This window comes from Mangrovibrevibacter kandeliae (genome assembly GCF_024519155.1).
GTDB lineage: Bacteria > Pseudomonadota > Alphaproteobacteria > Rhizobiales > Rhizobiaceae > Mangrovibrevibacter > Mangrovibrevibacter kandeliae.
The window spans coordinates 1,279,890-1,301,413 of sequence record NZ_JANIFJ010000001.1 but is presented as its reverse complement, the minus strand read 5'-3'; the positions used below and the strand labels follow the sequence as shown (position 1 = coordinate 1,301,413).

General features: G+C 67.5%; 18 protein-coding genes, 3 tRNA genes and 1 pseudogene. 10 read left to right on the top strand and 12 right to left on the bottom strand.

The window, feature by feature from the left end:
• Nucleotides 1–39: 39 nt before the first annotated feature.
• Nucleotides 40–900 (bottom strand): 3-deoxy-manno-octulosonate cytidylyltransferase, encoded by an 861-nt coding sequence (locus tag NPA30_RS06320; RefSeq protein WP_256801499.1) that lies wholly within the window; start codon nucleotides 898–900, stop codon nucleotides 40–42.
• A gap of 45 nt (nucleotides 901–945) precedes the next feature.
• Nucleotides 946–1,629, bottom strand: a complete 684-nt coding sequence (locus tag NPA30_RS06315; RefSeq protein ID WP_256801498.1) for a glycosyltransferase family protein — start codon at nucleotides 1,627–1,629, stop codon at nucleotides 946–948.
• A 225-nt stretch (nucleotides 1,630–1,854) separates the two neighbouring features.
• Here NPA30_RS06315 and NPA30_RS06310 point away from each other — a divergent pair, with 225 nt between their 5' ends.
• Entirely contained in the window at nucleotides 1,855–2,883 is a 1,029-nt protein-coding gene (locus tag NPA30_RS06310) for a glycosyltransferase family 2 protein (protein WP_256801497.1), read from the top strand.
• A gap of 259 nt (nucleotides 2,884–3,142) precedes the next feature.
• Nucleotides 3,143–4,282 (top strand): glycosyltransferase, encoded by a 1,140-nt coding sequence (locus NPA30_RS06305; protein WP_256801496.1) that lies wholly within the window; start codon nucleotides 3,143–3,145, stop codon nucleotides 4,280–4,282.
• A 233-nt stretch (nucleotides 4,283–4,515) separates the two neighbouring features.
• Here the strand turns inward: NPA30_RS06305 and tuf are convergent, their stop codons facing one another.
• The 3 genes from tuf to NPA30_RS06290 all read right to left on the bottom strand — a co-directional run bounded on the left by tuf (nucleotide 4,516) and on the right by NPA30_RS06290 (nucleotide 6,037).
• The gene (gene tuf, locus NPA30_RS06300; RefSeq protein ID WP_256801495.1) at nucleotides 4,516–5,691 is read right to left on the bottom strand and encodes an elongation factor Tu; all 1,176 of its coding nucleotides are present in this window, start codon (nucleotides 5,689–5,691) and stop codon (nucleotides 4,516–4,518) included.
• A 163-nt stretch (nucleotides 5,692–5,854) separates the two neighbouring features.
• Nucleotides 5,855–5,928 (bottom strand) — tRNA-Gly (locus NPA30_RS06295).
• Nucleotides 5,929–5,952: 24 nt separating this feature from the next.
• Nucleotides 5,953–6,037 (bottom strand) — tRNA-Tyr (locus tag NPA30_RS06290).
• 225 nt (nucleotides 6,038–6,262) lie between these two features.
• On the opposite strand from NPA30_RS06290, the gene NPA30_RS06285 reads away from it, so the two are divergent.
• From NPA30_RS06285 to NPA30_RS06275, 3 genes are all read left to right on the top strand, one after another.
• Entirely contained in the window at nucleotides 6,263–7,105 is an 843-nt protein-coding gene (locus NPA30_RS06285) for a TrmH family RNA methyltransferase (protein ID WP_256801494.1), read from the top strand.
• Entirely contained in the window at nucleotides 7,102–7,701 is a 600-nt protein-coding gene (locus tag NPA30_RS06280; RefSeq protein ID WP_256801493.1) for a DNA-3-methyladenine glycosylase, read from the top strand. The genes NPA30_RS06285 and NPA30_RS06280 overlap by 4 nt, the downstream gene beginning before the upstream one ends.
• Nucleotides 7,702–7,771: 70 nt before the next feature.
• Entirely contained in the window at nucleotides 7,772–8,293 is a 522-nt protein-coding gene (locus tag NPA30_RS06275) for a YciE/YciF ferroxidase family protein (RefSeq protein ID WP_256801492.1), read from the top strand.
• A gap of 32 nt (nucleotides 8,294–8,325) precedes the next feature.
• Here the strand turns inward: NPA30_RS06275 and NPA30_RS06270 are convergent, their stop codons facing one another.
• The 4 genes and pseudogenes from NPA30_RS06270 to NPA30_RS06255 all read right to left on the bottom strand — a co-directional run bounded on the left by NPA30_RS06270 (nucleotide 8,326) and on the right by NPA30_RS06255 (nucleotide 12,849).
• Entirely contained in the window at nucleotides 8,326–8,484 is a 159-nt protein-coding gene (locus NPA30_RS06270) for a DUF3563 family protein (protein WP_256801491.1), read from the bottom strand.
• Nucleotides 8,485–8,681: 197 nt separating this feature from the next.
• Nucleotides 8,682–10,046, bottom strand: a pseudogene (locus NPA30_RS06265) (aspartate aminotransferase family protein); the annotation flags it as partial.
• Between the two features lie 114 nt (nucleotides 10,047–10,160).
• Nucleotides 10,161–11,144, bottom strand: a complete 984-nt coding sequence (locus NPA30_RS06260) for an aldo/keto reductase (protein WP_256801490.1) — start codon at nucleotides 11,142–11,144, stop codon at nucleotides 10,161–10,163.
• Nucleotides 11,145–11,268: 124 nt separating this feature from the next.
• Nucleotides 11,269–12,849, bottom strand: a complete 1,581-nt coding sequence (locus NPA30_RS06255; protein ID WP_256801489.1) for an alkaline phosphatase D family protein — start codon at nucleotides 12,847–12,849, stop codon at nucleotides 11,269–11,271.
• 423 nt (nucleotides 12,850–13,272) lie between these two features.
• Between NPA30_RS06255 and NPA30_RS06250 the strand changes: the two genes are divergently transcribed.
• The 4 genes from NPA30_RS06250 to NPA30_RS06235 are packed head-to-tail and all read left to right on the top strand — an operon-like array spanning nucleotide 13,273 to nucleotide 17,801.
• Entirely contained in the window at nucleotides 13,273–14,358 is a 1,086-nt protein-coding gene (locus tag NPA30_RS06250) for a TRAP transporter substrate-binding protein (RefSeq protein WP_256801488.1), read from the top strand.
• Nucleotides 14,355–14,882, top strand: a complete 528-nt coding sequence (locus NPA30_RS06245) for a TRAP transporter small permease subunit (RefSeq protein ID WP_256801487.1) — start codon at nucleotides 14,355–14,357, stop codon at nucleotides 14,880–14,882. The genes NPA30_RS06250 and NPA30_RS06245 overlap by 4 nt, the downstream gene beginning before the upstream one ends.
• A gap of 3 nt (nucleotides 14,883–14,885) precedes the next feature.
• Nucleotides 14,886–16,211, top strand: coding sequence for a TRAP transporter large permease (locus NPA30_RS06240; RefSeq protein WP_256801486.1), 1,326 nt, complete (start codon nucleotides 14,886–14,888; stop codon nucleotides 16,209–16,211).
• 3 nt (nucleotides 16,212–16,214) lie between these two features.
• Complete coding sequence (locus NPA30_RS06235) at nucleotides 16,215–17,801, top strand: gamma-glutamyltransferase family protein (RefSeq protein WP_256801485.1); 1,587 nt, start codon at nucleotides 16,215–16,217, stop codon at nucleotides 17,799–17,801.
• 21 nt (nucleotides 17,802–17,822) lie between these two features.
• Here NPA30_RS06235 and NPA30_RS06230 read toward each other — a convergent pair.
• A tRNA-Val gene (locus NPA30_RS06230) sits at nucleotides 17,823–17,898 on the bottom strand.
• Nucleotides 17,899–18,124: 226 nt separating this feature from the next.
• Here NPA30_RS06230 and NPA30_RS06225 point away from each other — a divergent pair.
• Complete coding sequence (locus NPA30_RS06225; protein WP_256801484.1) at nucleotides 18,125–18,442, top strand: hypothetical protein; 318 nt, start codon at nucleotides 18,125–18,127, stop codon at nucleotides 18,440–18,442.
• Between the two features lie 98 nt (nucleotides 18,443–18,540).
• On the opposite strand, the gene NPA30_RS19675 is transcribed toward NPA30_RS06225, so the two are convergent.
• Both NPA30_RS19675 and lon read right to left on the bottom strand, forming a co-directional pair.
• Nucleotides 18,541–19,059 (bottom strand): HU family DNA-binding protein, encoded by a 519-nt coding sequence (locus NPA30_RS19675; RefSeq protein ID WP_456238251.1) that lies wholly within the window; start codon nucleotides 19,057–19,059, stop codon nucleotides 18,541–18,543.
• Nucleotides 18,987–21,407 carry an endopeptidase La gene (gene lon / locus NPA30_RS06215; protein ID WP_256801483.1) on the bottom strand — a complete coding sequence of 807 codons (2,421 nt, stop codon included), beginning with the start codon at nucleotides 21,405–21,407 and terminating at the stop codon, nucleotides 18,987–18,989. Before lon ends, NPA30_RS19675 begins: the two co-directional genes overlap by 73 nt.
• Nucleotides 21,408–21,524 lie beyond the last annotated feature (117 nt).

Below are 21,524 nucleotides of genomic sequence, written 5' to 3'. Positions count from 1 at the left end.
GGCAGGCATCTAGCAAGCCTGCATGGACGTTGGCAATGGTCATCCGGTGTTTTGGGCGTCGATCCGTTTCTTCAGCTTCTCGCGAGCCCGCACCTTGCGCGACTTCGGCCGCAGCGAGCGCAGAAGCTTGCTGAGCGCGATCTGCAGCTTCACCGTCGAGAACAGCTGGTCGATCGACCGGTTGGCCGCCGAGAGGCGCGCCGACAGCACCTCGATCGCCATCGATTCGACGCTCTGACGATCGAACTGGGGAAACTGCGCGACGAGCGCGTCGATCGGCCATGCCCCGCTGCCGCCGGCGCGGTTCTCGACGATGATGCCGCGGCCGGCTAGAAGCTTCAGCACGGTCTGCTCCCAGCTCCAGTCGTGCACGTCGTAGACCCGCCAGACGTCCTGCCGCACGCCGGAAAAACCGAGGAGATGGATCGGCACGCCGAGGTCCAGCCCGGCGAGCCACGTCACCATGGCAAAGCCGGTGCTGGGCAGCCGGCCCTTCGGATAGATCCGATCCAGCGCTTCCGTCAGGTCGAGATTGGCGACGTCCGGGCGGCCGAAGTCTTCCGGCAGGCTGAGGAGTTCTTCCGCCCCGGCGCGGAAGTTGATGATCCCGTGGAAGTGCGGCGTGTCGAGGAGTTTCAGCACCGCTCCGAGCTCGCCCCGATAGATCAGGCTGGAGCCCACCGGCGAAGAGCGTGACACGAGCAGGCAGTCGCGCTGGAAGGGAGCATCCAGCACCCGGAACGCCTTGTTGAAGAACACGAAGAGCGGCCGCTCCCCGAAATGCTCCTCGCGGACCGCCGATGCGACCTCGGCACTGTTGGCGACGAGAACGAGCGCGTCGAACCGGCCGAAGAAGCCGCGCGGATCGTCCCGCAGGACGGCACTGCTGATCATCGTCATGAGTGGATCGCGTTCCCCGCGGCGGCGGCCGATCTCGCCCTCGTCTCAGACGCGCTGCTGGACATGCAGCATGCGATCGCGCGCGGCGAACCACTCCTCGGCATAGTCGTCGTTCCGGTACTCGTCAAAATAGGGACCGCCGTCGGTGAAATGGACGTTCTTGGCATTCGGATCGTAGTCGTACTCGTTCACGAGCCAGTTCCAGGCAGCCGGGATCTCGCCGATATTCTCGTCGCCGTCCAGCCATTTGAACTGGTGCAGCTGAAGGCCCGTGGCGGTGTTGACGTAGTCCTGCGTCAGCGCCGTGCATCGGGCGTTGTTGAACAGCATGGCGCTCGACCAGTTCTTCTTCTCGTACTTGGTCTGCGTCTGCCCGAGGAACTTGGTCTCGACCTTCGGCTGGTAGTCGTGCTTGACGACCTGCACCGCATAGCGGTCGTCCCGCAGCGCCCAGAGTTCGGCGATGTCGGCCCGGAAGAGCATGTCGCAATCGAGAAAGAGGCTCCAGCCCTGGTAGTCGGACAGCAGCGGCGTCAGAAAGCGCGAGAAGGAAAACTCGGTCGACTGCAGCGCGTTGCGCTCGCGGGTGAAGATGCCGCCGAGATTGGACAGCACGATCGGCACGAACTGGACCGGGATGGACGCCCGATCGAGGATGCTCTGACACAGGACGTGGTAGGCCACGACCTCCTTGCTGTCGAAGCCGATGCAGACCCTCGCGCTATCCATCACACCCTCCACTCGTCCCCGTGCCCCGACGCTTCAACAGTCCCGAGGCCACCCCACACATCCGGCGCGGTGCGCAGTTCAACGTATCGGCGATCCTTTCGCAACCGGCACAGGACGCGGCGTCCGGTCGCCGGCACCCGAGGCGACGGTGAATCGCGGAGTTCCGACTGCTTGCGGGCGCGTCCGGGCTCATGCAAGAAGCGCCGCAATCGGAAGGACCCGCCCATGCATTACCCCGTCGCCGACCCCGCGGATTGGAACAAGGTCGGCCGGCTCTCTCCCCTCGACAGGCTGCGGCTCGCCTTCAGGGACGTGCGTTTCCATCGCCGTGCCCGGAGCCGCGACGGCATCGAACTGCATCAGGTCACCGCGAGCGCGCAGCCGCTCGCACCCGATGCCGTCGTCCTGCTTTGCGTCGGCAAGGACATCGCCAAGCATCTCCCGTCCTTCCTCGCCCACTACCGGCGGCTCGGCGTGGCGCGATTCGCCTTCGTCGACGATCAGTCGTCGGACGCGACGCCGCAGATTCTCCGCGCGGCGCCGGACGTGGACGTCTATCGCTCCAACGTCGGATTCCGGCAGGCCTCCGGCGGCCTGCTGTGGCGCGACATGCTGCTCGAGCGTTACGGTCGTCACCGCTGGTACGTGTCGATCGACAGCGACGAATATCTCGTCTTTCCCGGCTGCGAGAGCCGACCGCTGGCAGCCTTCATCGCCGATCTCGATCGCAGCGGGCGGACACGGGCGATGGCCGCGATGCTCGACATCTATGCCGACGGGCCGATCGGCGACAACACGGTCGACGTCGGCACCGATGCGTTCCCCACCGCCGTGAGCCCCCTCTACGATGGCACCGGCTACCGGCTGACGGAGGAGCGGTTCTGCACCGCCGTGCGCGGCGGCCCACGCTACCGCCTTTTCGGCACCGACATGCGCCTGACGAAATTTCCGCTGGTCTACGCCGACCGGGCGCTGCAGTTCGCCGGCGGCAGCCACCACGGGCCGCTGCCGATCACCCGTAATTTCTCGCCCGTTCAGTGCGTTCTCCTGCACCACAAGCTGACGCCGGACGCCGTCGAGGATTTCGCGCGCATCGCCGCCAGCGGCTCGCATTACAACGGGTCCGTCTACTACAAGCGGATCCTCGACCACGGCGCATTCGGATCGCACACCGATTTCCGCTTCGAAGGTTCGCAGCGCTATCTCGGGTCCGAGGCGCTCGTGGCGGCCGGCTTCATGCAGGATCTGCGCTAGGCGACCGGCAAGCGCCCGCATCGCCCGTCCGGTGGTGTTGAGCAGTGCGTGATCCGACGGGCGCCGGCCCCGAAAGTGCAGGTCCATCGGGCCCGCGGGCCGTGGGGCGCGCCCTATGTCGGCCCGCCGAGCGGCCTTGCAGCCTCGACGGCAGGGCAAGCTTATTTCTCCTCGCTCGATTTTGTCATAGAAGACGAGCGACCCGATCATATCTGCCGCGAGGGGACGAACCCTCGCGCGCGTGCTGGGAGATAGAAGAATGTCAGCTATGCTGGACCTGACGACCGCCGACGAACAGCGGCAGCCCATCCGCAAATCCGACGGCACTCCGCTGAAGGTTCTGTACGCGCTGGACAGTTTTCCGCAGCTGTCGGAGTCCTACATCAACGCCGAGATCCAGCGGATGCAGAGCTGGGGCGTGCACATCGAGGTCTGGTCGAAGGGCGATCCGCGATCGAAGGCCAATTGCGACGTCGTGGTCCACCGCGGCAGCCTGTACGACACGATCACCCTCGTGCAGCCGGACATCGTCCACACCCACTGGACCCAGACCGCGCTGAAGTACAAGGACGCTGCCAAGCGGGCCGGACTGCCGCTCACCGCCCGTGGCCACTGGCATTTCGTGCCCAAGCAGATCCAGCGTGTCGAGGACGAGGACACGATCACGCGGCTCTACATGTTCCCGCATCTGGCGGAGAAGTGGAGCAGCCAGACCAGCAAGATCCTCCCGATGCTGTCCTGCTATCACCATGAATGGCTGGCGCCGCGCGTGGCGAAGAATCGGAAGATGATCGTGCGGACGGCGGCTTGCAAGCGGCCGAAGGATCTCGACGGCTTCATCCGCATCGCCTCGAAGCTGCCGGGCTATCGGTCGGTTCTGATCGTCTGCAGCCTTGGCCCGAACGACCTCTTTCGCGAGCTCGAGGCGCTCAACAAGGAGCTCGGATCGCCGGTCGAGATCGTCAGCGACATCTCCTATGAGGAGGTCGCGGCCTACATGAGCGAAGCCGGCATCTACCTCCACACCTACGACAAGGACGTGTCGTTCGGGATGCCGGTCTCGATCGCCGAGGCGATGGCAGCGGGCTGCACGATCATCGCGCGCGACGTCTACGGCGCGGCGGAGTATGCGGGCGAAGCCGGGCGGCTGTACACGACGGAGGACGAGGCGGTCGAACTCGTCAAGGCGACCGAAGGCTGGAGCGACGAGCAGTGGGCGCGCGCCGAGCAGTTGTCGCGCGAACGGGCGCGCGCCCGGTTCGATGACCGCGACGTCCTGCAGCCTTTGCTGGAAACCTGGCAGGAGCTCGGTGAAAAGCGTGTCGCCGAGGCCAATGCCGCAGTGCCGCTCTTCGAGAAGCTGCGGCGCTGGAGCGGCGTCGGCTACAAGCGCATCTGACGACGTTGGCGCGGGTCGGGTCGCGGCTGAGGCCGCGTCCCGGGACTGCGTGTGATGAGCGGCAGGGTTGGGAGGCCCTGGCGCGGTGACGGCACCCGCCGCTTTTGGCACGCCGAAGCCTCGTCCGCGACGGGATGCTCCGAACTTCCTTGTAGAAAAACGGGCCCGCGAGGGCCCGTTCTCGTTTCATCCCGGAGAGCCATCGGTGCCTTGGGCACCGATGGCCATCTGCCTTACTCGACGATCGATGAGACGATGCCGGCGCCGACGGTGCGGCCGCCCTCGCGGATGGCGAAGCGCAGCTTCTCTTCCATCGCGATCGGCACGATCAGCGTCACGTCCATCGTCACGTTGTCGCCCGGCATCACCATCTCCGTGCCTTCCGGCAGCGTCACCACACCCGTCACGTCCGTCGTGCGGAAGTAGAACTGCGGACGGTAGTTGGTGAAGAACGGCGTGTGCCGGCCGCCCTCTTCCTTGGTCAGGATGTAGGCCTCGGCCTTGAACTTGGTGTGCGGCGTCACCGAACCCGGCTTGCACAGGATCTGGCCGCGCTCCACGCCCTCGCGGTCCACGCCGCGCAGGAGCGCGCCGATGTTGTCGCCCGCCTGGCCCTGGTCGAGCAGCTTGCGGAACATCTCGACGCCCGTCACCGTCGTCGACGTCGTCGGGCGGATGCCGACGATCTCGACCGTCTCGCCCACCTTCACGATGCCGCGCTCGACGCGACCCGTCACCACCGTGCCGCGGCCCGAGATCGAGAACACGTCCTCGATCGGCATCAGGAACGGCTGGTCGACCGGACGCTCCGGCGTCGGGATGTAGGCGTCGACCTCCTTCATCAGAGCCCGCACCGCGTCCTCGCCGATCTCCTTGTTGGAGTCCTCGAGCGCCGCCAGCGCCGAACCCTTCACGATCGGAATGTCGTCGCCCGGGAACTCGTAGCTCGACAAGAGCTCGCGAACCTCGAGCTCGACCAGCTCCAGAAGCTCCGCGTCGTCGACCTGGTCCACCTTGTTCAGGAACACCACGATCGCCGGAACGCCCACCTGGCGCGCCAGCAGGATGTGCTCGCGCGTCTGCGGCATCGGGCCGTCCGCCGCCGAGCACACCAGGATCGCGCCGTCCATCTGCGCCGCGCCCGTGATCATGTTCTTCACGTAGTCCGCATGCCCGGGGCAATCGACGTGCGCGTAGTGCCGCGCCTCCGTCTCGTACTCCACGTGCGCCGTCGAGATCGTGATGCCGCGCGCCTTCTCCTCCGGCGCCGCGTCGATCTGGTCATACGCCCGGAACTCGCCGAAGTACTTCGTGATCGCCGCCGTCAGCGACGTCTTCCCGTGGTCGACGTGCCCGATCGTGCCGATGTTCACATGCGGCTTCGTGCGCTCGAATTTACTCTTCGCCATTGACTGTCCCAATTCTGCGATGCCGACGGGCAGACCGATGCCAGCTCCGCCAAAGACGCGCCCGGATTAATGACCTTTATTCGGGAGTTCAAGTGCCGACGCGTGGAGCGGTCGAACGCGAAGCGAAACGCGATCGCGACCGTCCGGACGAGGCGCGGGGCCTTGGAGCGGGTAGCGGGAATCGAACCCGCATATTCAGCTTGGAAGGCTGCTGCTCTACCATTGAGCTATACCCGCCTTCCCATCGAGCTCGGACCGCAGTGGTGGAGGGAGTTGGATTTGAACCAACGTAGGCATAGCCAACGGATTTACAGTCCGTCCCCTTTAACCACTCGGGCATCCCTCCGGTCCTGCCGTCGGAGCTCGAGAGCACAAGGCGCAGTCGGCAGCACGGGCAATCGCAACTGCCCGTCCGCGACGGACGGCGTTATGCAGACCGCCGCCCGCTCTGTCAACACGGCTTTGCCCGCCGGACGTCCAGCGGCGCGGCCGGCGCCGGCGGGCCATCGCCGGACAGCCAGCTGCCACCGACGCGTTGTGCGCGCACGGCGCAGCCGCTAAGCAGGCGGCCATGAGCGACAACGATACCGGCGGCACCCCGAAAGACAGTCATTATGCACGCCTGCGGCGGGCGCACCGGGAGAAGACCCGCGGCGCACCGCCGGTGCGGCCGCGGCGGCCGAGCCATCCCGGGCGCCCGGCGCCGGCCGACCGCGTGCGGCTCTATGGCATCCATACGGTGCAGGCGGCGCTCGCCAATCCCGAGCGCAGGCTGCATCGCCTGCTGGCGACCCGCAACGCGGTCAACCGCCTCGAGCTGGCGGGCGAACCGCCCTGCCCGCTCGAGATCGTCGAGCCAAAGCTGCTCGACCAGGAGCTCGGCACCGACGCCGTCCACCAGGGCGTGATGCTGGAGGCCGACCCGCTGCCGGCCCGGCGTCTCGATTCGCTGGCCGAAGCGAATCTCCTGCTGGTGCTCGACCAGGTGACCGATCCCCACAATGTCGGCGCGATCCTGCGCTCGGCGGCGGCCTTCGACGTCGGCGCGCTGATCACCACGACACGTCACTCGCCCCAGGAATCGGGTGTCCTTGCGAAGTCTGCGTCTGGTGCGCTCGAGGTCGTGCCGCACATCGAGGTGGTCAACCTTGCCGACGCCCTCGGCGAGCTCGCGAGCCTCGGCTACCAGACGGTCGGCCTCGACTCGGAGGGGCCGCAGCCGCTCGAGGCGGCGCTCGCCGGCCGCAAGGTCGCGCTGATCCTCGGCTCGGAGGGCAAGGGCCTGCGGCAGAAGACGCGCGACACGGTGGCTTCTCTGGCCAGACTGGACGTTCCCGGCCGGATCAAGTCGCTGAACGTCTCGAATGCAGCCGCGGTCGCGCTTTACGCGGCGCGCTGGCACCTCGCCCGGTGACGCAAGGCACGCCGCTGTCTCGCGGCTGGTTCGACCGGCCCGCCGCTGCGGTCGCCCGCGATCTGGTCGGCGCGACGCTGCTCGTCGACGGCGTCGGGGGCACAATCGTCGAGACCGAAGCCTACGAAGAGGCGGACCCGGCCTCGCACAGCCACATGGGGCCGACGCGCCGCAATGGGTCGATGTTCGGACCGCCCGGCCACGCCTATGTCTACTTCTCCTATGGCGTCCACTGGTGCCTGAACGTCGTCTGCGAGCCGGCGGGCGTCGGCAGCGCCGTGCTCATCCGAGCCCTTGTGCCGGAGCACGGTGTCGCGGCGATGCAGGACCGTCGCGGCACGCGCGACGAGCGCAAGCTCTGCGCCGGGCCGGGCCGGCTGTGCCAGGCGCTGGGGCTGTCGAAGGCGCAGGATGGGCTCGCGCTCGACGCGCCGCCGTTCCGGCTGCTGCCCCGCAGCGAGCCGGTGACCGTCGTCTGCGCGCCGCGCATCGGCATCAGCCGCGGCGTCGACACGCCGTGGCGCTTCGCGGCGGCGGGGTCGCGCTTTCTCAGCCGGCCAATCGCCGCGGCGACCCCCTCATCGACACGGCGCTGAAGCTCTGCGTCGGGCACTGGAACCAAGCCCGGTCGCTGCGGTTCTTGCAGACCCCGACCAGAGGACGCCCATGCCGATCACCACGTTGAAGGACATGTACGTCGCGGAACTGCGACGTGCCCACCGGCTGGAACAGCTCCTGGCGGAGGCCCTGCCGCTGATGGAGCAGGCGGCATCCGAGCGCCGTCTCAAGCTGGCGTTCCGGAGCCACGCGGAAGAGACGGAGGAGCACGAGGAGCAGGTTGCAGCGATCCTCGACGACCTTCTCGACGAGGACGATGCAGGCGACGACGCCGCCAGCGACGACGATGCCACCTTGTCGGCGCTGGTCGCCGAATGGCGCGCGCTGACCGCGGGGATGCGGGCCGGCCCGTTGCGCGACGCGGTGCTGATCGCCGCGGCACAGCGAATCGAGCACTACGAGATCGCCATCTACGGAACCCTCGCCGCACACGCCACGACGTTCGAGAGGGAAGAGGAAGCCCAGATCCTGGAGGGAATCCTCGACGAAGAGCGCGACACCGATGATCTTCTCACCGATCTCGCCGAGGGCGTCGTCAACCCCGCCGCCATCGAGGCCGAACTGACCTGATCGCCGCTGCTCGGTCTGCCGGCGCCGGCCGTTCAGAAGGAGTAGTAGCGGTGATCGCGACGGCCGGCGTCGAGTTCACGCTGGCGCCGCTCGAGGTCGGCGAGCGAGACGGCCTGGTTCAGGTAGTTGCGCTCGAAGTCGACATGCTCGTTGCCGCCAAGCATGGCGCGAAGCGTTCTTGCGATCTTCATGGCGATAGTCCTTGGCTGCGTTTGATGCAACGCAACATAGCAGGCGGCGGGACGCTCACCCATGCGCCGAGGCGCATACAAGCCATTCGCTCAGTTCAAATCGGTTTAACCGGAGGTTAAGCGCCTCGGTCCGTTCGCACCTCGCCCGCGTCCGCCCCGCCCGGAGCAGGAGAGGCCACGGCGGAAACCGCATGGTCGCCAAGCTGCTTCTGGACGGCATCCAGAGCGGAAGCCAGCGTGTCGAACACCGTGTCGAGTTGCGCCTCGGAGATGATCAGAGGCGGACAGAAGGCGATGGCGTCGCCGATCGCGCGACCGATGACGCCGCGCGACTGCAGTTCGGCGAACACCGCGGCGCCGAGCGCGCCCGGCTTCTCCAGCGCGGTCTTCGACGTCTTGTCGGTGACGAGCTCGACCGCGCCCATCAGGCCGACGCCGCGGGCCTCGCCGACGAGCGGATGCTCGGCGAACCGGCGCAGGCGCGACTGCATCAGCGGCGCGAGGTCGCGCACACGCCCGACGAGGTCCCGCTCCTCGATGATCGCGAGGTTCTCCAGTGCGACGGCCGCACCGACGGGATGGCCTGCCGCCGTATAGCCGTGGCCGAACGTGCCGATCGCCCCGCTCTCCTCGGCGAGCGGCTGGTAGACCCGCTCGTTGATCAAGAGCGCCGACATCGGGATGTACGAGGAGGTCAGTTGCTTCGACAGCGTCATGATGTCCGGCCGAATGCCGAAGGTCTGGCTGCCGAACATGTTGCCGGTCCGCCCGAAGCCGGTGATCACCTCGTCGGCGACGAGGAGCACGTCGTGCCTGGCGAGGACCGCCTGGATCTTCTCCCAGTAGGTCGCGGGCGGCACGATCACGCCGCCGGCGCCCATCACCGGCTCGCCGATGAAGGCGGCGATGGTATCGGCGCCCTCACGCTCGATCAGCGCGTCCAGTTCGTCGGCGCAGCGCGTGGCGAAGTCTTCTTCGCTTTCGCCCGGCTGCCCTTCGCGCCAGTGATGCGGTGTCATGGTGTGCAGCACCCGCTCGATCGGCAGATCGAAGGAGCGATGGTTGTTGGGCAAACCGGTGAGGCTGGCGCTGGCCAGCGTCACGCCGTGATACCCCTTCACCCGGCTGATGATCTTCTTCTTCTGCGGCTGGCCGAGCGCATTGGCGCGGTACCACAGCATCTTGATGACGGTGTCGTTCGCCTCCGAGCCCGAATTGGTGAAGTAGGCCTTCGACATCGGCACCGGCGCCATGCCGACCAGCTTCTCGGCGAGCTCGATCACCGGCCCGTGCGACTTGTGGGTAAAGGTGTGGTAGTAGGGCAGCTTGCGCATCTGCCGAGCCGCCGCCTCGACGAGCCGCTCCTCGCCCCAGCCGAGCGCGACCGACCAGAGGCCGCTCATCGCCTCGATGTAGCGCTTGCCCTCGCCGTCCTCGACATAGACGCCCTCGCCGCGCTCGATCACCAGCGGGCCGTTCGCTTCGTGCAGCCGCGCATTGGTGTAGCTGTGGAGGTGATAGGCGACGTCGCGTGCCTCGGGCGAATTCGGCTGGCTGCTCATGGAATCATCCTCGACATCTCGGGCCGCCGGCGAAGCGGCGCGGCGACCGCAGGCTAGTTCATCGGGCGCGTGCGCGCGAGAGGCGCCCGAGGCCGGGGCGACTGTGCGCGATCGTCAGCAGTAGCGCTCGGGCCCGAGTGCCTGGGCATCGGAGTAGCGGTCGCCATGCGCGAAGCCCGGCGGCAGGATGGCGTCGATCGCGGCCAGATCCTCTGCGGTCAGCGCGATGTCGGCGGCCGACGCGTCGACGGCCAGATGCTCCGGCGAGCGCGTGCCGGGAATGCTGATGACATGCTCCCACTTCGCCAGCGTCCACGCGATGGCGAGCGCCGCCACGCTCCAGCCACGGCTGCGGGCGTAGTCGCGCAAACGCGCGACGAACGCTTCGTTGGCTGAATAGTTCGGTTCGACGAAGCGCGGATTGTTCTTGCGGAAGTCCTTGTCGGAGAAGGCTGAAGGATCAAGCGGCGTCTCGCCGAAGATGCCACGCCCGACCGGCGAGAACGCCACGAAGGCCGTGCCGAGACGGGCGCAGGCCTGAAGCATCCCGAGCTCCGGCAGGCGGGTCCACAGCGAGTACTCGCTCTGCACCGCCCGCACCGGATGCACCGCCGCGGCGCGCTCCAGCGAGGCCGGCGCGATCTCGGAGTAGCCGATGCCGCCGATCTTGCCCTCCTCGACGAAGCGCGACAGCGTGCCCGTCACCTCCTCGATCGGGATCGTCTGGTCGCGGCGGTGGATGTAGTATAGGTCGACGTGCTCGACGCCGAGGCGACGCAGAGAGCCTTCGAGACAGTCGCGCAGATACGCCTCGGAGTTGTCGAAGCTGCGCGTCGGCTGCGTCCGGATGCCACCCTTGGTGGCGATCGAGAAGCGGCCGGGATGGTCCTTGATGAAGGCGCCGATCACCTCCTCTGAGAGGCCGTTGCCGTAGATCAGCGCGGTGTCGAGATGCGTGACGCCGAGTTCGAGCGCGGCTGCAAGGGTGCGATGGCTCTCGGCGAGGTCGGTTCCTCCGTAGACGCCGGCAAAGCTCATGCAGCCGAGCCCGACCGCACCGACCTGAGGACCACCATGACCGAGTGTGCGCTGCTGCATCGCCTGTCTCCGAAGCTTGGAATTCTTCGGTCGGCTTAGCAGTGGCACGGACCGGTTTGCAAACGCGAAGCGGCCCGGTCCTGCCGGACCGGGCCGCCCTGTCGACGGATGCGGGACTGCGGAGTCAGATGCTCTGCTGCGGGTCGAGGGTCGTCGACCAGAGCTCGTTGTCGTCGGCATCCATCAGGCGCACGGTCATCTGCTCGCTCGCGCCGTCGACCTCGACGATGCCGAAGAACTGCAGCCCGGCAGAGGGCGGCAGGTTCTGCCCCTGCTCCTCGGTCGGCGCCTTGATGAAGCGGACCTCGGGGCCGAAGGTCATGTCGAGGCCGTTCGGGCCGAAGGTGCCGGCGTGGATCGGGCCGGAGACGAACTCCCAGAACGGCTCGAAGTCCTGGAACTGCGCCCGGTCCGGGCTGTAGTGGTGGGCCGCCGTGTAGTGCACGTCGGCGGTCAGCCAGACGGTGTTCTTCACGCCGGCCGACTTGATGAAGCGCAACAGGTCGGCGAATTCGAGTTCGCGGCCCTTGGCCGGGCCGTTGTCGCCGTTCGCCACGGCCTCGACACCCTTCGCATTGGCGAAGTCGTCCCAGACGATCAGCCCGAGCGGCATGTCGGCGGCGATCACCTTCCAGGTCGCGTTCGAGTTCACAAGCTCGCGCTTCAGCCAGGCGATCTGCTCCGGCCCCATCATCTGGGCGGCCGGCGACAGCGCGCTCGCCATGCCGTCATTGTTCGGGCCGCGATAGCTGCGCATGTCGAGGAAGAAGACGTCGACCAGCGGACCATAGGCGATCTTGCGGTAGACCCGGCCCGGCTCCTGCGGCGCGTAGCGGATCGAGGTCATCTCGTGATAGGCGCGCGCCGCGCGGGCGGCGAGGAGCTCGATGTCCTTGACGGTATAGCGGTCGTCGGCGCTGAGGTCCTTCGAGGAAGACCAATTGTTCAGGACCTCGTGGTCGTCCCACTGGTAGAAGACCGGGACGCTCGCATAGAGGTCGCGCACGTTCTTGTCGAGAAGGTTGTACTTCCACTGGCCGCGATACTCGTCGAGCGTCTCGGCGACCTTCGACTTCTCGGGGGTGACGATGTTCTTCCAGACCGTGCCGTCCTTGAGGTCGACGCTCTCCTTGAGCGGGCCGTCGGCATAGATCGTGTCGCCCGAGTGCAGGAAGAAGTCCGGCTGGTGCCTGGCCATGGTGCCGTAGGCCTTCATGCCGCCGCGGCTCTCGTCGATCCCCCAGCCCTGGCCGACGGTGTCGCCCGACCAGGTGAACTTGACCGAGCGGCGCGAGGCGGGCGCGGTCCGGAAGCGGCCGGTGATCGGCTCCGAGACGCCGTTGACGTCGGTGAGGTCGGTGGCGACGGCGCGCCAGAAGATGTCCTGGTCGGACGGCAGCCCCTCGAGCAGACGCTTCACCGCAAAGTCGGACTCCGGCATCGCCGTCAGCGGATGCAGCTTGCGGGCGTTCTTGAAGCTTTCGGTGGTCGCCCACTCGAAGTCGACGTGCGACGGCCGGTCGGCCCGCACCCAGGCCATGCCCGAAGAGGTGTCGACGTCGCCGGACTGGACGCCGTGCGTGAAGGACGGGCGCGACTGGGCGCGGCTGATCGACGGCATGGCGAGGCCACTGCCGGCCACCACGCCGGCGGCGCCGGCCGATGCGAGGAAGTGGCGGCGCGTGAACTTGAGGGTCTGACGCATGTGAGCTGTTCCCGGGTTTGGAGACGTTCCAGAACTCATCCCAGTCGTAGCGGCTCTCCTAGGCGTGCGAATTGCAGCCCGACGAAGTTCTTGCGACGCAGCAAACACCGTCCAGCGCTGGTGAATCGGGCCCAAGTCCCAGAACCGACGATGCCGAGACGTCCAGCGCGTGACACCCGCGCGCCGACCGATCCGCTCACGAGATGCGCACCTTCTGCATCTTCTGCCGCGCGCGTATGCATATCCGCGCAAATGCCTATGCCGTGTGTACGCGCATCTGGCGCGTGCTGATCGACGCAGCTTGCGGCTGCCGCTCGCATTCCGGCCCCATCCCGCCCCCTCTGCGGCAAACTGGCACGCTGCGTGCTTTGCACCAGCCAGCGGCGCCGGCGAGCGGGGCCGCAGAGGTAAGAGGAGAGCAGCATGAAACGGCGTGAATTCCTGCGGGGCTCGGCGCTCGCCGCCACCGGAGCGGTGGCGATGCCGGCCGTCGCACGGGCCCAGACCAGCTTCAGCTGGAAGATGACCAATGCCTACGGACCGGGATCGCCGTTCTACGTCGAGGGTCCGGGCAGTCCGACAGACTTCTGCAAGAAGGTCGCCGCGATGTCGGACGGCCGGCTGACGATCCAGCACTTCGCCGCCGGTGAACTGATTCCGGCTCTCGAAGGCTTCGACGCCGTGCAGGGCGGCGTCGTCGAGATGAACGCCGCGAACGCCTATTACTGGGCCGGCAAGATCCCGGCCGCGCAGTATTTCACGACCGTGCCCTTCGGCATGGACGTCGCGGGCACCAACGCCTGGATGTACAACGGCGGCGGCATCGAGCTGTGGCACGAGGTCTACGAGCCGCTCGGGCTCGTGGCCTTTCCGATGGGCAACACCGGTGTCCAGATGACCGGCTGGTTCCGCAAGGAGATCAAGTCGGTCGAGGACTTCAACGGCCTGAAGATGCGCATCCCCGGCCTTGCCGGAAAGGTCTACGCCAAGCTCGGTGTCAACGTGCAGCTGCTGCCCGGCGGCGAGATCTTCCCGGCGCTCGAGCGCGGCGTCATCGACGCGGCCGAGTTCGTCGGGCCGTACCAGGACCGCCGGCTCGGGCTGCAGAAGGCGGCGAAATACTACTACACGACCGGCTGGCACGAGCCGAACAACGTCACCGAGCTCCTCATCAACAAGGCCGCCTGGGACGGCCTGCCGGACGACCTGAAGGCGATCGTCAAGGCGGCGGCCATGGCCTGCAACGTCGAGAGCAACGCCTGGTGCGATGCGACCAACGCCGAGGCGATGAAGGACCTCGTCGACAATTTCGGCGTGATCGCCCAGCCGCTGCCGCAGGACGTCGTGGAGAAGCTGCGCGAGGTCACCAAGCAGACACTGGAGGAGCTTGCCGCAGCCGACCCGCAGACCAAGAAGGTCCACGAGGCCTACATGGCCTTCAAGGCGCAGTATGGCGCGTGGGCAGCGACGTCGAACGAGCCGCTCCTGCCGGTCCTCTACAAGTCGTGAGCCTGCTCTCTCGCATCGCGGACGGGGCTGATCGCCTCGTCCGCCGTATCTGCGAGGCGGTTGCCTGGCTCGGCCTCGCACTCGTCCTCCTGATCGCCTTCAACGTCTTCGCCCGCTACCTCTTCTCCTACGGCTCGGTGGCCCTGCAGGAGATGGAGTGGCACCTGATGGCGGTGCTTGCGCTGTTCGGCATGCCCTACGTCATCAACCGCGGCGAGGAGGTGCGGGTCGACGTCCTCTATGCCCATTTCCCGGCGCGCACGAAGCGGGTGGTGAACGCGGTCGGCGACCTCCTGCTCGCCGCCGTCGCGCTCTTCACGCTGTGGCTGTCGCTGAAGTTCGTGGCCCAGAGCTTCACGCTCGGCGAAGGTTCGGCCGATCCGGGCGGCCTGCCCGACCGCTGGATCCTCAAGGCGGCGATACCGACCGCCTTCGCCCTCCTCGCCATTCAGGCGGTCGCCCGCTTTATCCTCGACGTCGCCGGCCGGCCGCACCCCGTCGCACCCGCCCATCTCGAAAGCTGAGGCATGCCCGTCAACGAAATCCTCGCGCTGGCGATGATCGGCGCGTTCTTTCTCCTGTTGCTCGGCGGCCTGCCGGTGCCGATCTGCCTTGCCGTCTGCGGCTTCGTCTTCGGCTATGCCGGCTTCGGCAGCCTGCTCTTCGGCCTTCTGCCCGCGCGGGTCTTCGGCGTCGTCACCAACTACACCTTCCTGGCGCTGCCGCTGTTCATCTTCATGGGCATCATGCTCGAACGATCGAAGATGGCGGAGGATCTCCTCGACGTCATCGGCCTCGCGATGGGGGGCCTCAGGGGCGGCATGGCGCTCGCCATCATCCTGGTCGGCGTGCTGATGGGCGCAGCATCGGGGGTCGTCGGGGCGACCGTCGTCACCGTCGGTCTGATCTCGCTCAACCCTTTGATCCGGCGCGGCTACGACAAGGGCGTCGCGGCGGGCGTCATCTGCGCCTCGGGCACGCTCGGCCAGCTGATCCCGCCGAGCCTCGTGCTGATCCTCCTCGCCGACATCATGGGCCAGTCGGTCGGCACGCTGTTCGCGGCGGCGCTGATCCCGGGCCTGATGCTCTCCGGCCTCTTCGTCGTCTACATCATCGTCCTCGGCCTCGTGCTGCCGGACCGCATGCCGGCGATCCCGATCGAGGAGCGGCGGGCGCTCTCCGGCGGCGAGCTCGGCCGGCGGCTGCTGACCGTCGTGCTGCCGCCGCTCGCGCTGATCGTCCTGGTGCTCGGCTCGATCATCGGCGGCCTCGCTGCGCCGACGGAAGCCGCCGCCATGGGCGCCTTCGGCTCCATCCTGCTGGCCTTCTTCTCCGGGCGGCTCACCCCGCGCGTCATGAGCGAGGTGATCAAGGGCGCCTTCGTCACCAGCGCGATGGTGTTCTTCATCCTGATCTTCGCGCAGGTCTTCTCGCTCGCCTTCCGCGGCCTCGGCGGCGAGCGGCTGGTGCAGGACGCCTTCGCCTACGTGCCGGGCGGCATCGACGGCCAGCTCCTGTTCCTGATGGCGCTGCTCTTCGTGCTCGGCTTCTTCCTCGAATGGATCGAGATCTCCTACATCGCCCTGCCGCTGTTCCTGCCGGTGCTGCACCGGTCCGGGGTCGACCTCGCCTGGGTGTCGATCCTGGTGGCCGTCAACCTGCAGACCTCGTTCCTGACGCCGCCCTTCGGCTGGGCGCTGTTCTTCCTGAAGGGGGTGGCGCCGCCGGAGCTGAAGACCAGCGACATCTATCGCGGCGTCGTGCCCTTCATCGCAGTCCAGCTCTTCGGGCTGTTCCTGGTCTGGCTGTTTCCGGGTATGGCGCTGTGGTTGCCGAAAGCGATCGGGTGGTGAGCGATGCTGCATAGCGCGAAGGGTCTCAACGGCTGCGTGACGGCGCCGCATCTGGCGGCGGCGCTCGCCGGGCGTGACGTGCTCGCAGCCGGCGGCACGGCGATCGAGGCGATGGTCGCGGCGGCTGCGACGATCGCCGTCACCTATCCGCACATGAACGGCATCGGCGGCGACGGCTTCTGGCTGATCCACCGGCCGGGCGAGGCGCCGGTCGCGATCTCCGCCGCCGGCCGCGCCGCCGGTCTCGCGACACCCGCCTGGTACGCCGAGCGCGGCCACACCGAGACGATGCCGACCCGCGGCCCGCTCGCCGCACTCACCGTGCCGGCGACGATCTCCGGCTGGGCGAAGGCGCTCGACCTCGTGCCCGACGCCCGACGCCTCCCGCTGGCGACGCTGCTGCAGGCGGCGGTCGGCTATGCCCGCGACGGCATCGTCGTCACCGGCAACCAGGCCGACACGACCCGCGCCAAGCTCGACGGGCTGAAGGACGTGCCGGGCTTCGCCGAGGTCTTCCTGCCGCGCGGCGCACCACCGCAGGCCGGCGACGTGCTGCGCCAGCCGGCGCTCGCGCGGACGCTGGAGACGCTCGCGAGCGACGGCCTCGACGCCTTCTATCGCGGCGCCATCGCCGCGGCGCACGGCGCCTTTCTCGAAGCCGCCGGCTCGCCGTTGCGCAGCGCCGACTTCGAGCGCTTCGAGGCCGAGATCGTCGAGCCGCTGTCGGTCGAGCTGTCGGCCGGCACGCTCTACAACCTGCCGCCGCCGACGCAGGGCGTCTCCGCCCTGATGATCCTCGCGCTCTTCGACCGCCTGAAGGTCGCGAAGCCCGAGGGCTTCGATCACCTGCACGGGCTGATCGAGGCGACCAAGCAGGCGTTCATCCTGAGGAATGCCGGCCTCGGCGATCCCGACCGCATGGACCCGCCGGCAACGGCATGGCTGGCCCCGGACCGGCTGGACGCTCTTGCGGGCCGGATCGACCCGCGCACGGCCCTGCCCTGGCCGCATGTCGCGAAGCCCGGCGACACGATCTGGATGGGCGCGGCCGACCGCGAGGGCACCGTCGTGTCCTTCATCCAGAGCGTCTTCTGGGAGTTCGGCTCGGGGCTCACCTGCCCTCAGACCGGCGTGACCTTCCAGAACCGCGGCGCCGGCTTCTCGCTCCAGCCGGGGCCGAACGAGCTCGGGCCATACCGCCGGCCGTTCCACACGCTGAACCCGGCCCTCGCCCATCTCAAGGACGGCCGGGTGATGGCCTACGGCACGATGGGCGGCGAAGGCCAACCGCAGACGCAGGCCGCCGTGTTCAGCCGCTATGCCCTGTACGGCGAGGGTCTGCAGATGGCCGTCACGGCGCCGCGCTGGCTGCTCGGGCGCACCTGGGGCGAGGCGACGACGACGCTGAAGCTCGAGGATCGCTTTCCGCCGCCGCTGATCGAGGCGCTGCGCGCGGCCGGGCACGAGGTGGAGATCATCGCGCCCTTCTCGGACGCGGCCGGGCATGCGGGCGCGCTGGTGCGCCACCCCTCGGGCGTCCTCGAAGGCGCCAGCGACCCGCGCGCAGACGGCGGTGCGGTGGCATATTGAGCTGGCCAAATCGGCGGGTACTGGTGGGCGGTGAGAGGCTCGAACTCCCGACATCCTCGGTGTAAGCGAGGCGCTCTACCAACTGAGCTAACCGCCCCTCAGGGATCCCCGTCGCATAGAGCCTCGGCCTGAAAAGCGCAAGAAGCCGGGCGTGGAGAGCGCCCGCCCAGACAAGACACGAGCCCGTCGCCTCAGATCGGGCCGGGCTGCGGCGCATCGACCCCCTGTCGTTTGCGATCAACGACTTGGCTTGCCGCTCGGCCCGAAGCTCCTACCCTCCCTGCCAACGGCTTCGAGCCGGATTTGAGGAAGGGAGACCAGCGATGGCGAACGCCACCAAGCATCACCTCAGCCACGACAGCCGCGGCAAGGGCGACGGCAGCGGCGCGATGGCGGAACTGCCGGAAGGCCTGCTCGGCGAAAACCAGGTGCTGAGCAACCGCGACAAGGCCCTGCACAGCGACGAGCGCGGGCTGGATGGCAAGGCGGTGCAAAGCGAGCAGTATCACGACCACGCCGGCAACCGCCGCAACTTCGCGCCGGAGGCGGCGATGGAGGGCGACGACAATGTCAGCGGCCTGACCGCGCCAAAGACCAACGCGTCGGGCAAGGACAGCAGCCTGAAGAGCCAGCAGAGCTGATACGGCGCCGCCGCAGCGGCGGCGCCAGCGGCTCCCCGCGGGAGCACGCCAGAGGAAAGCGGCCGGCGTGTTGCGCGCCGGCTGTACCGCAGGCGATCTTACTTCGTGTTGACCGCGTCCTTCAGGCCCTTGCCGGGCGTGAACTTCGGCACGTTGCGGGCCGGAATGTCGACCTCGGCGCCGGTGGACGGGTTGCGCCCCTTGGACGCCGCGCGATGGCTGACGGCGAAGGTGCCGAAGCCGACGAGCCGGACGTCGTCACCCTTCGCCATGGCCTCGCTCAGCACCTCGAACACCGCATCGACGGCGCCATTGGCCTGCTGCTTGGAGAGGTCGGCCTTTTCGGCGACGGCGGAGATCAGCTCGTTCTTGTTCATTGACGTTCCCCTGAAAGACTCGGAAGTCGCGTGGACTGCGTTAACGATGGGCGACTCCGCATCATCATTCAAGCGTAGAAAGGCCCCGGTCCCCTGATTTGCAGGCCGTTCATGAAAAAAATGCCGCCCCGAAGGGCGGCATTCTACGCTTCTCTTTGCCGTTTCGCTCAGTGCGCCACGGCGGTGGCCCCATCCTCGACCGGGAGCGAGCCGGTCAGCGGCTCCTCGGCCTCCGACCATTCGATCGGCGTCGGCTCCTTCACGAGCGCGTGCCGGAGCACCTCGCCCATGCGCGAGACCGGCACGATCTCGAGGTTGTTCTTCACGTTGTCCGGGATGTCCGCCAGGTCCTTGGCGTTCTCCTCGGGGATCAGGACCTTCTTGATGCCGCCGCGCAACGCGGCGAGCAGCTTCTCCTTGAGGCCGCCGATCGGCAGCACCCGGCCGCGCAGCGTGATCTCGCCGGTCATCGCAACGTCCCGGCGCACCGGGATGCCGGCCATGACCGAGATGATCGCGGTGGCCATCGCGACGCCGGCAGACGGGCCGTCCTTCGGCGTCGCGCCTTCCGGCACGTGGACGTGGATGTCCCGCTTCTCGAACAGCGGCGGCTTGATGCCGTAGTCGATGGCGCGCGAGCGGACGTAGGACGCCGCAGCCGAGATCGACTCCTTCATCACGTCCTTCAGGTTGCCCGTGACGGTCATCTTGCCCTTGCCGGGCATCATCACGCCTTCGATCGTCAGCAGCTCGCCGCCGACCTCTGTCCAGGCGAGACCGGTGACCACGCCGACCTGATCGTCCGACTCCGCCTCGCCGTACCGGAACCGCGGCACCCCGAGGAGATCCGACAGGTTCGCCGCCGTGACCTCGACCGACTTCGTCTCGCCCTTCAGGATCTGCGTCACGGCCTTGCGGGCGAGCGTCATCAGCTCGCGCTCGAAGTTGCGCACGCCGGCCTCGCGGGTGTAGCGGCGCACGATCTCGCGCAGCGCATCCTCGCCGACCGAGAACTCCTCGGCCCGCAGGGCATGATCGCGGATCGCTTTCGGCAGGAGATGGCGCTTGGCGATCTCCACCTTCTCGTCCTCGGTGTAGCCCGCCAGCCGGATGATCTCCATGCGGTCCATCAGCGGCGCCGGGATGTTCAGCGTGTTGGCCGTGGTGACGAACATCACGCCCGACAGGTCGTACTCGACCTCGAGATAGTGGTCCATGAAGGTGGAGTTCTGCTCCGGATCGAGCACCTCGAGCAGAGCCGAGGACGGATCGCCGCGGAAGTCCATGCCCATCTTGTCGATCTCGTCGAGCAGGAAGAGCGGGTTGGCCTTCTTGGCCTTCTTCATCGACTGGATGACCTTGCCGGGCATCGAGCCGATATAGGTCCGGCGGTGACCGCGGATCTCGGCCTCGTCGCGCACGCCGCCGAGCGCCATGCGGACGTACTCACGCCCCGTGGCACGCGCGATCGACTTGGCGAGCGAGGTCTTGCCGACGCCCGGAGGGCCGACGAGGCAGAGGATCGGGCCCTTCAGCTTGGTCTGGCGGCTCTGCACTGCGAGATACTCGACGATGCGCTCCTTGACCTTGTCGAGCCCGTAGTGATCGGCATCGAGGATCTCCTCGGCCTTCTTCAGGTCGACGCGCACCTTGGAGCGCGAGCCCCAGGGCAGGCCGAGCAGCCAGTCGAGATAGTTGCGCACCACCGTCGCCTCGGCCGACATCGGGCTCATCTGGCGAAGCTTCTTCAGCTCGCCGTTGGCCTTCTCGCGCGCCTCCTTCGACAGCCGGGTCTTCTTGATGCGCTCCTCCAGCTCGGCAGCCTCGTCGCGGCCTTCCTCGCCGTCGCCGAGCTCCTTCTGGATCGCCTTCATCTGCTCGTTGAGGTAGTACTCGCGCTGCGTCTTCTCCATCTGGCGCTTGACGCGCGAGCGGATGCGCTTCTCAACCTGGAGGACGGAGATCTCGGCCTCCATGAAGCCGAGCGCCTTCTCCAGCCGGTCACGGACGCTGGTCAGGCCCAGCATCTCCTGCTTCTCGGGGATCTTGATCGCCAGATGCGAAGCGACAGTGTCGGCCAGCTTGGAATAATCGTCGATCTGCCCTGCGGCGCCAACGACTTCGGGCGAGATCTTCTTGTTGAGCTTGACGTAGTTCTCGAATTCGGAGACCATCGAGCGGGCCAGTGCCTCGATCTCGACCGGATCCTCCTCCTTCTCCTCGACGACGCTCGCAACCGCCTCGTGCCATTCGGTGCGGGCGGTGAAGCGGGTGATGCGCGCACGTGCCACGCCCTCGACGAGCACCTTCACGGTGCCGTCCGGCAGCTTCAGGAGCTGCAGCACGTTGGCGATGGTGCCGAGATCGTAGATGGCGCCTGGCGTCGGATCCTCGTCGCCGGCGTTCTTCTGGGTGGCCAGAAGGATCTGCTTGTCGGCGCCCATCACCTCCTCGAGCGCCTTGATCGATTTCTCGCGTCCGACGAAGAGCGGCACGATCATATGCGGGAACACGACGATGTCGCGCAGCGGCAACACCGGGTAGGACGCAGCCTCTCCGGGCGTCTGGTCAGGGGTCGTGTTGGGCATGGTGTTCTTCCTTTCCGCGGACCGGGCCGCATCGGCCACACACGCCGGGCCTTTTCGAAGCACCCGGCGGCGCGCCGTCTGATCCGTCCAATGTGTGCCTGATCGCGTGCTTATTCA

Bases quoted from the DNA above. Each gene is read 5' to 3' on its own strand.
- NPA30_RS06320 (WP_256801499.1), bottom strand. From the start codon at position 900: ATGACGATGATCAGCAGTGCCGTCCTGCGGGACGATCCGCGCGGCTTC.
- NPA30_RS06315 (WP_256801498.1), bottom strand. From the start codon at position 1,629: ATGGATAGCGCGAGGGTCTGCATCGGCTTCGACAGCAAGGAGGTCGTG.
- NPA30_RS06310 (WP_256801497.1), top strand. From the start codon at position 1,855: ATGCATTACCCCGTCGCCGACCCCGCGGATTGGAACAAGGTCGGCCGG.
- NPA30_RS06305 (WP_256801496.1), top strand. From the start codon at position 3,143: ATGTCAGCTATGCTGGACCTGACGACCGCCGACGAACAGCGGCAGCCC.
- tuf (WP_256801495.1), bottom strand. From the start codon at position 5,691: ATGGCGAAGAGTAAATTCGAGCGCACGAAGCCGCATGTGAACATCGGC.
- NPA30_RS06285 (WP_256801494.1), top strand. From the start codon at position 6,263: ATGAGCGACAACGATACCGGCGGCACCCCGAAAGACAGTCATTATGCA.
- NPA30_RS06275 (WP_256801492.1), top strand. From the start codon at position 7,772: ATGCCGATCACCACGTTGAAGGACATGTACGTCGCGGAACTGCGACGT.
- NPA30_RS06270 (WP_256801491.1), bottom strand. From the start codon at position 8,484: ATGAAGATCGCAAGAACGCTTCGCGCCATGCTTGGCGGCAACGAGCAT.
- NPA30_RS06260 (WP_256801490.1), bottom strand. From the start codon at position 11,144: ATGCAGCAGCGCACACTCGGTCATGGTGGTCCTCAGGTCGGTGCGGTC.
- NPA30_RS06255 (WP_256801489.1), bottom strand. From the start codon at position 12,849: ATGCGTCAGACCCTCAAGTTCACGCGCCGCCACTTCCTCGCATCGGCC.
- NPA30_RS06250 (WP_256801488.1), top strand. From the start codon at position 13,273: ATGAAACGGCGTGAATTCCTGCGGGGCTCGGCGCTCGCCGCCACCGGA.
- NPA30_RS06240 (WP_256801486.1), top strand. From the start codon at position 14,886: ATGCCCGTCAACGAAATCCTCGCGCTGGCGATGATCGGCGCGTTCTTT.
- NPA30_RS06235 (WP_256801485.1), top strand. From the start codon at position 16,215: ATGCTGCATAGCGCGAAGGGTCTCAACGGCTGCGTGACGGCGCCGCAT.
- NPA30_RS06225 (WP_256801484.1), top strand. From the start codon at position 18,125: ATGGCGAACGCCACCAAGCATCACCTCAGCCACGACAGCCGCGGCAAG.
- NPA30_RS19675 (WP_456238251.1), bottom strand. From the start codon at position 19,059: ATGGTCGGAGGCCGAGGAGCCGCTGACCGGCTCGCTCCCGGTCGAGGA.
- lon (WP_256801483.1), bottom strand. From the start codon at position 21,407: ATGCCCAACACGACCCCTGACCAGACGCCCGGAGAGGCTGCGTCCTAC.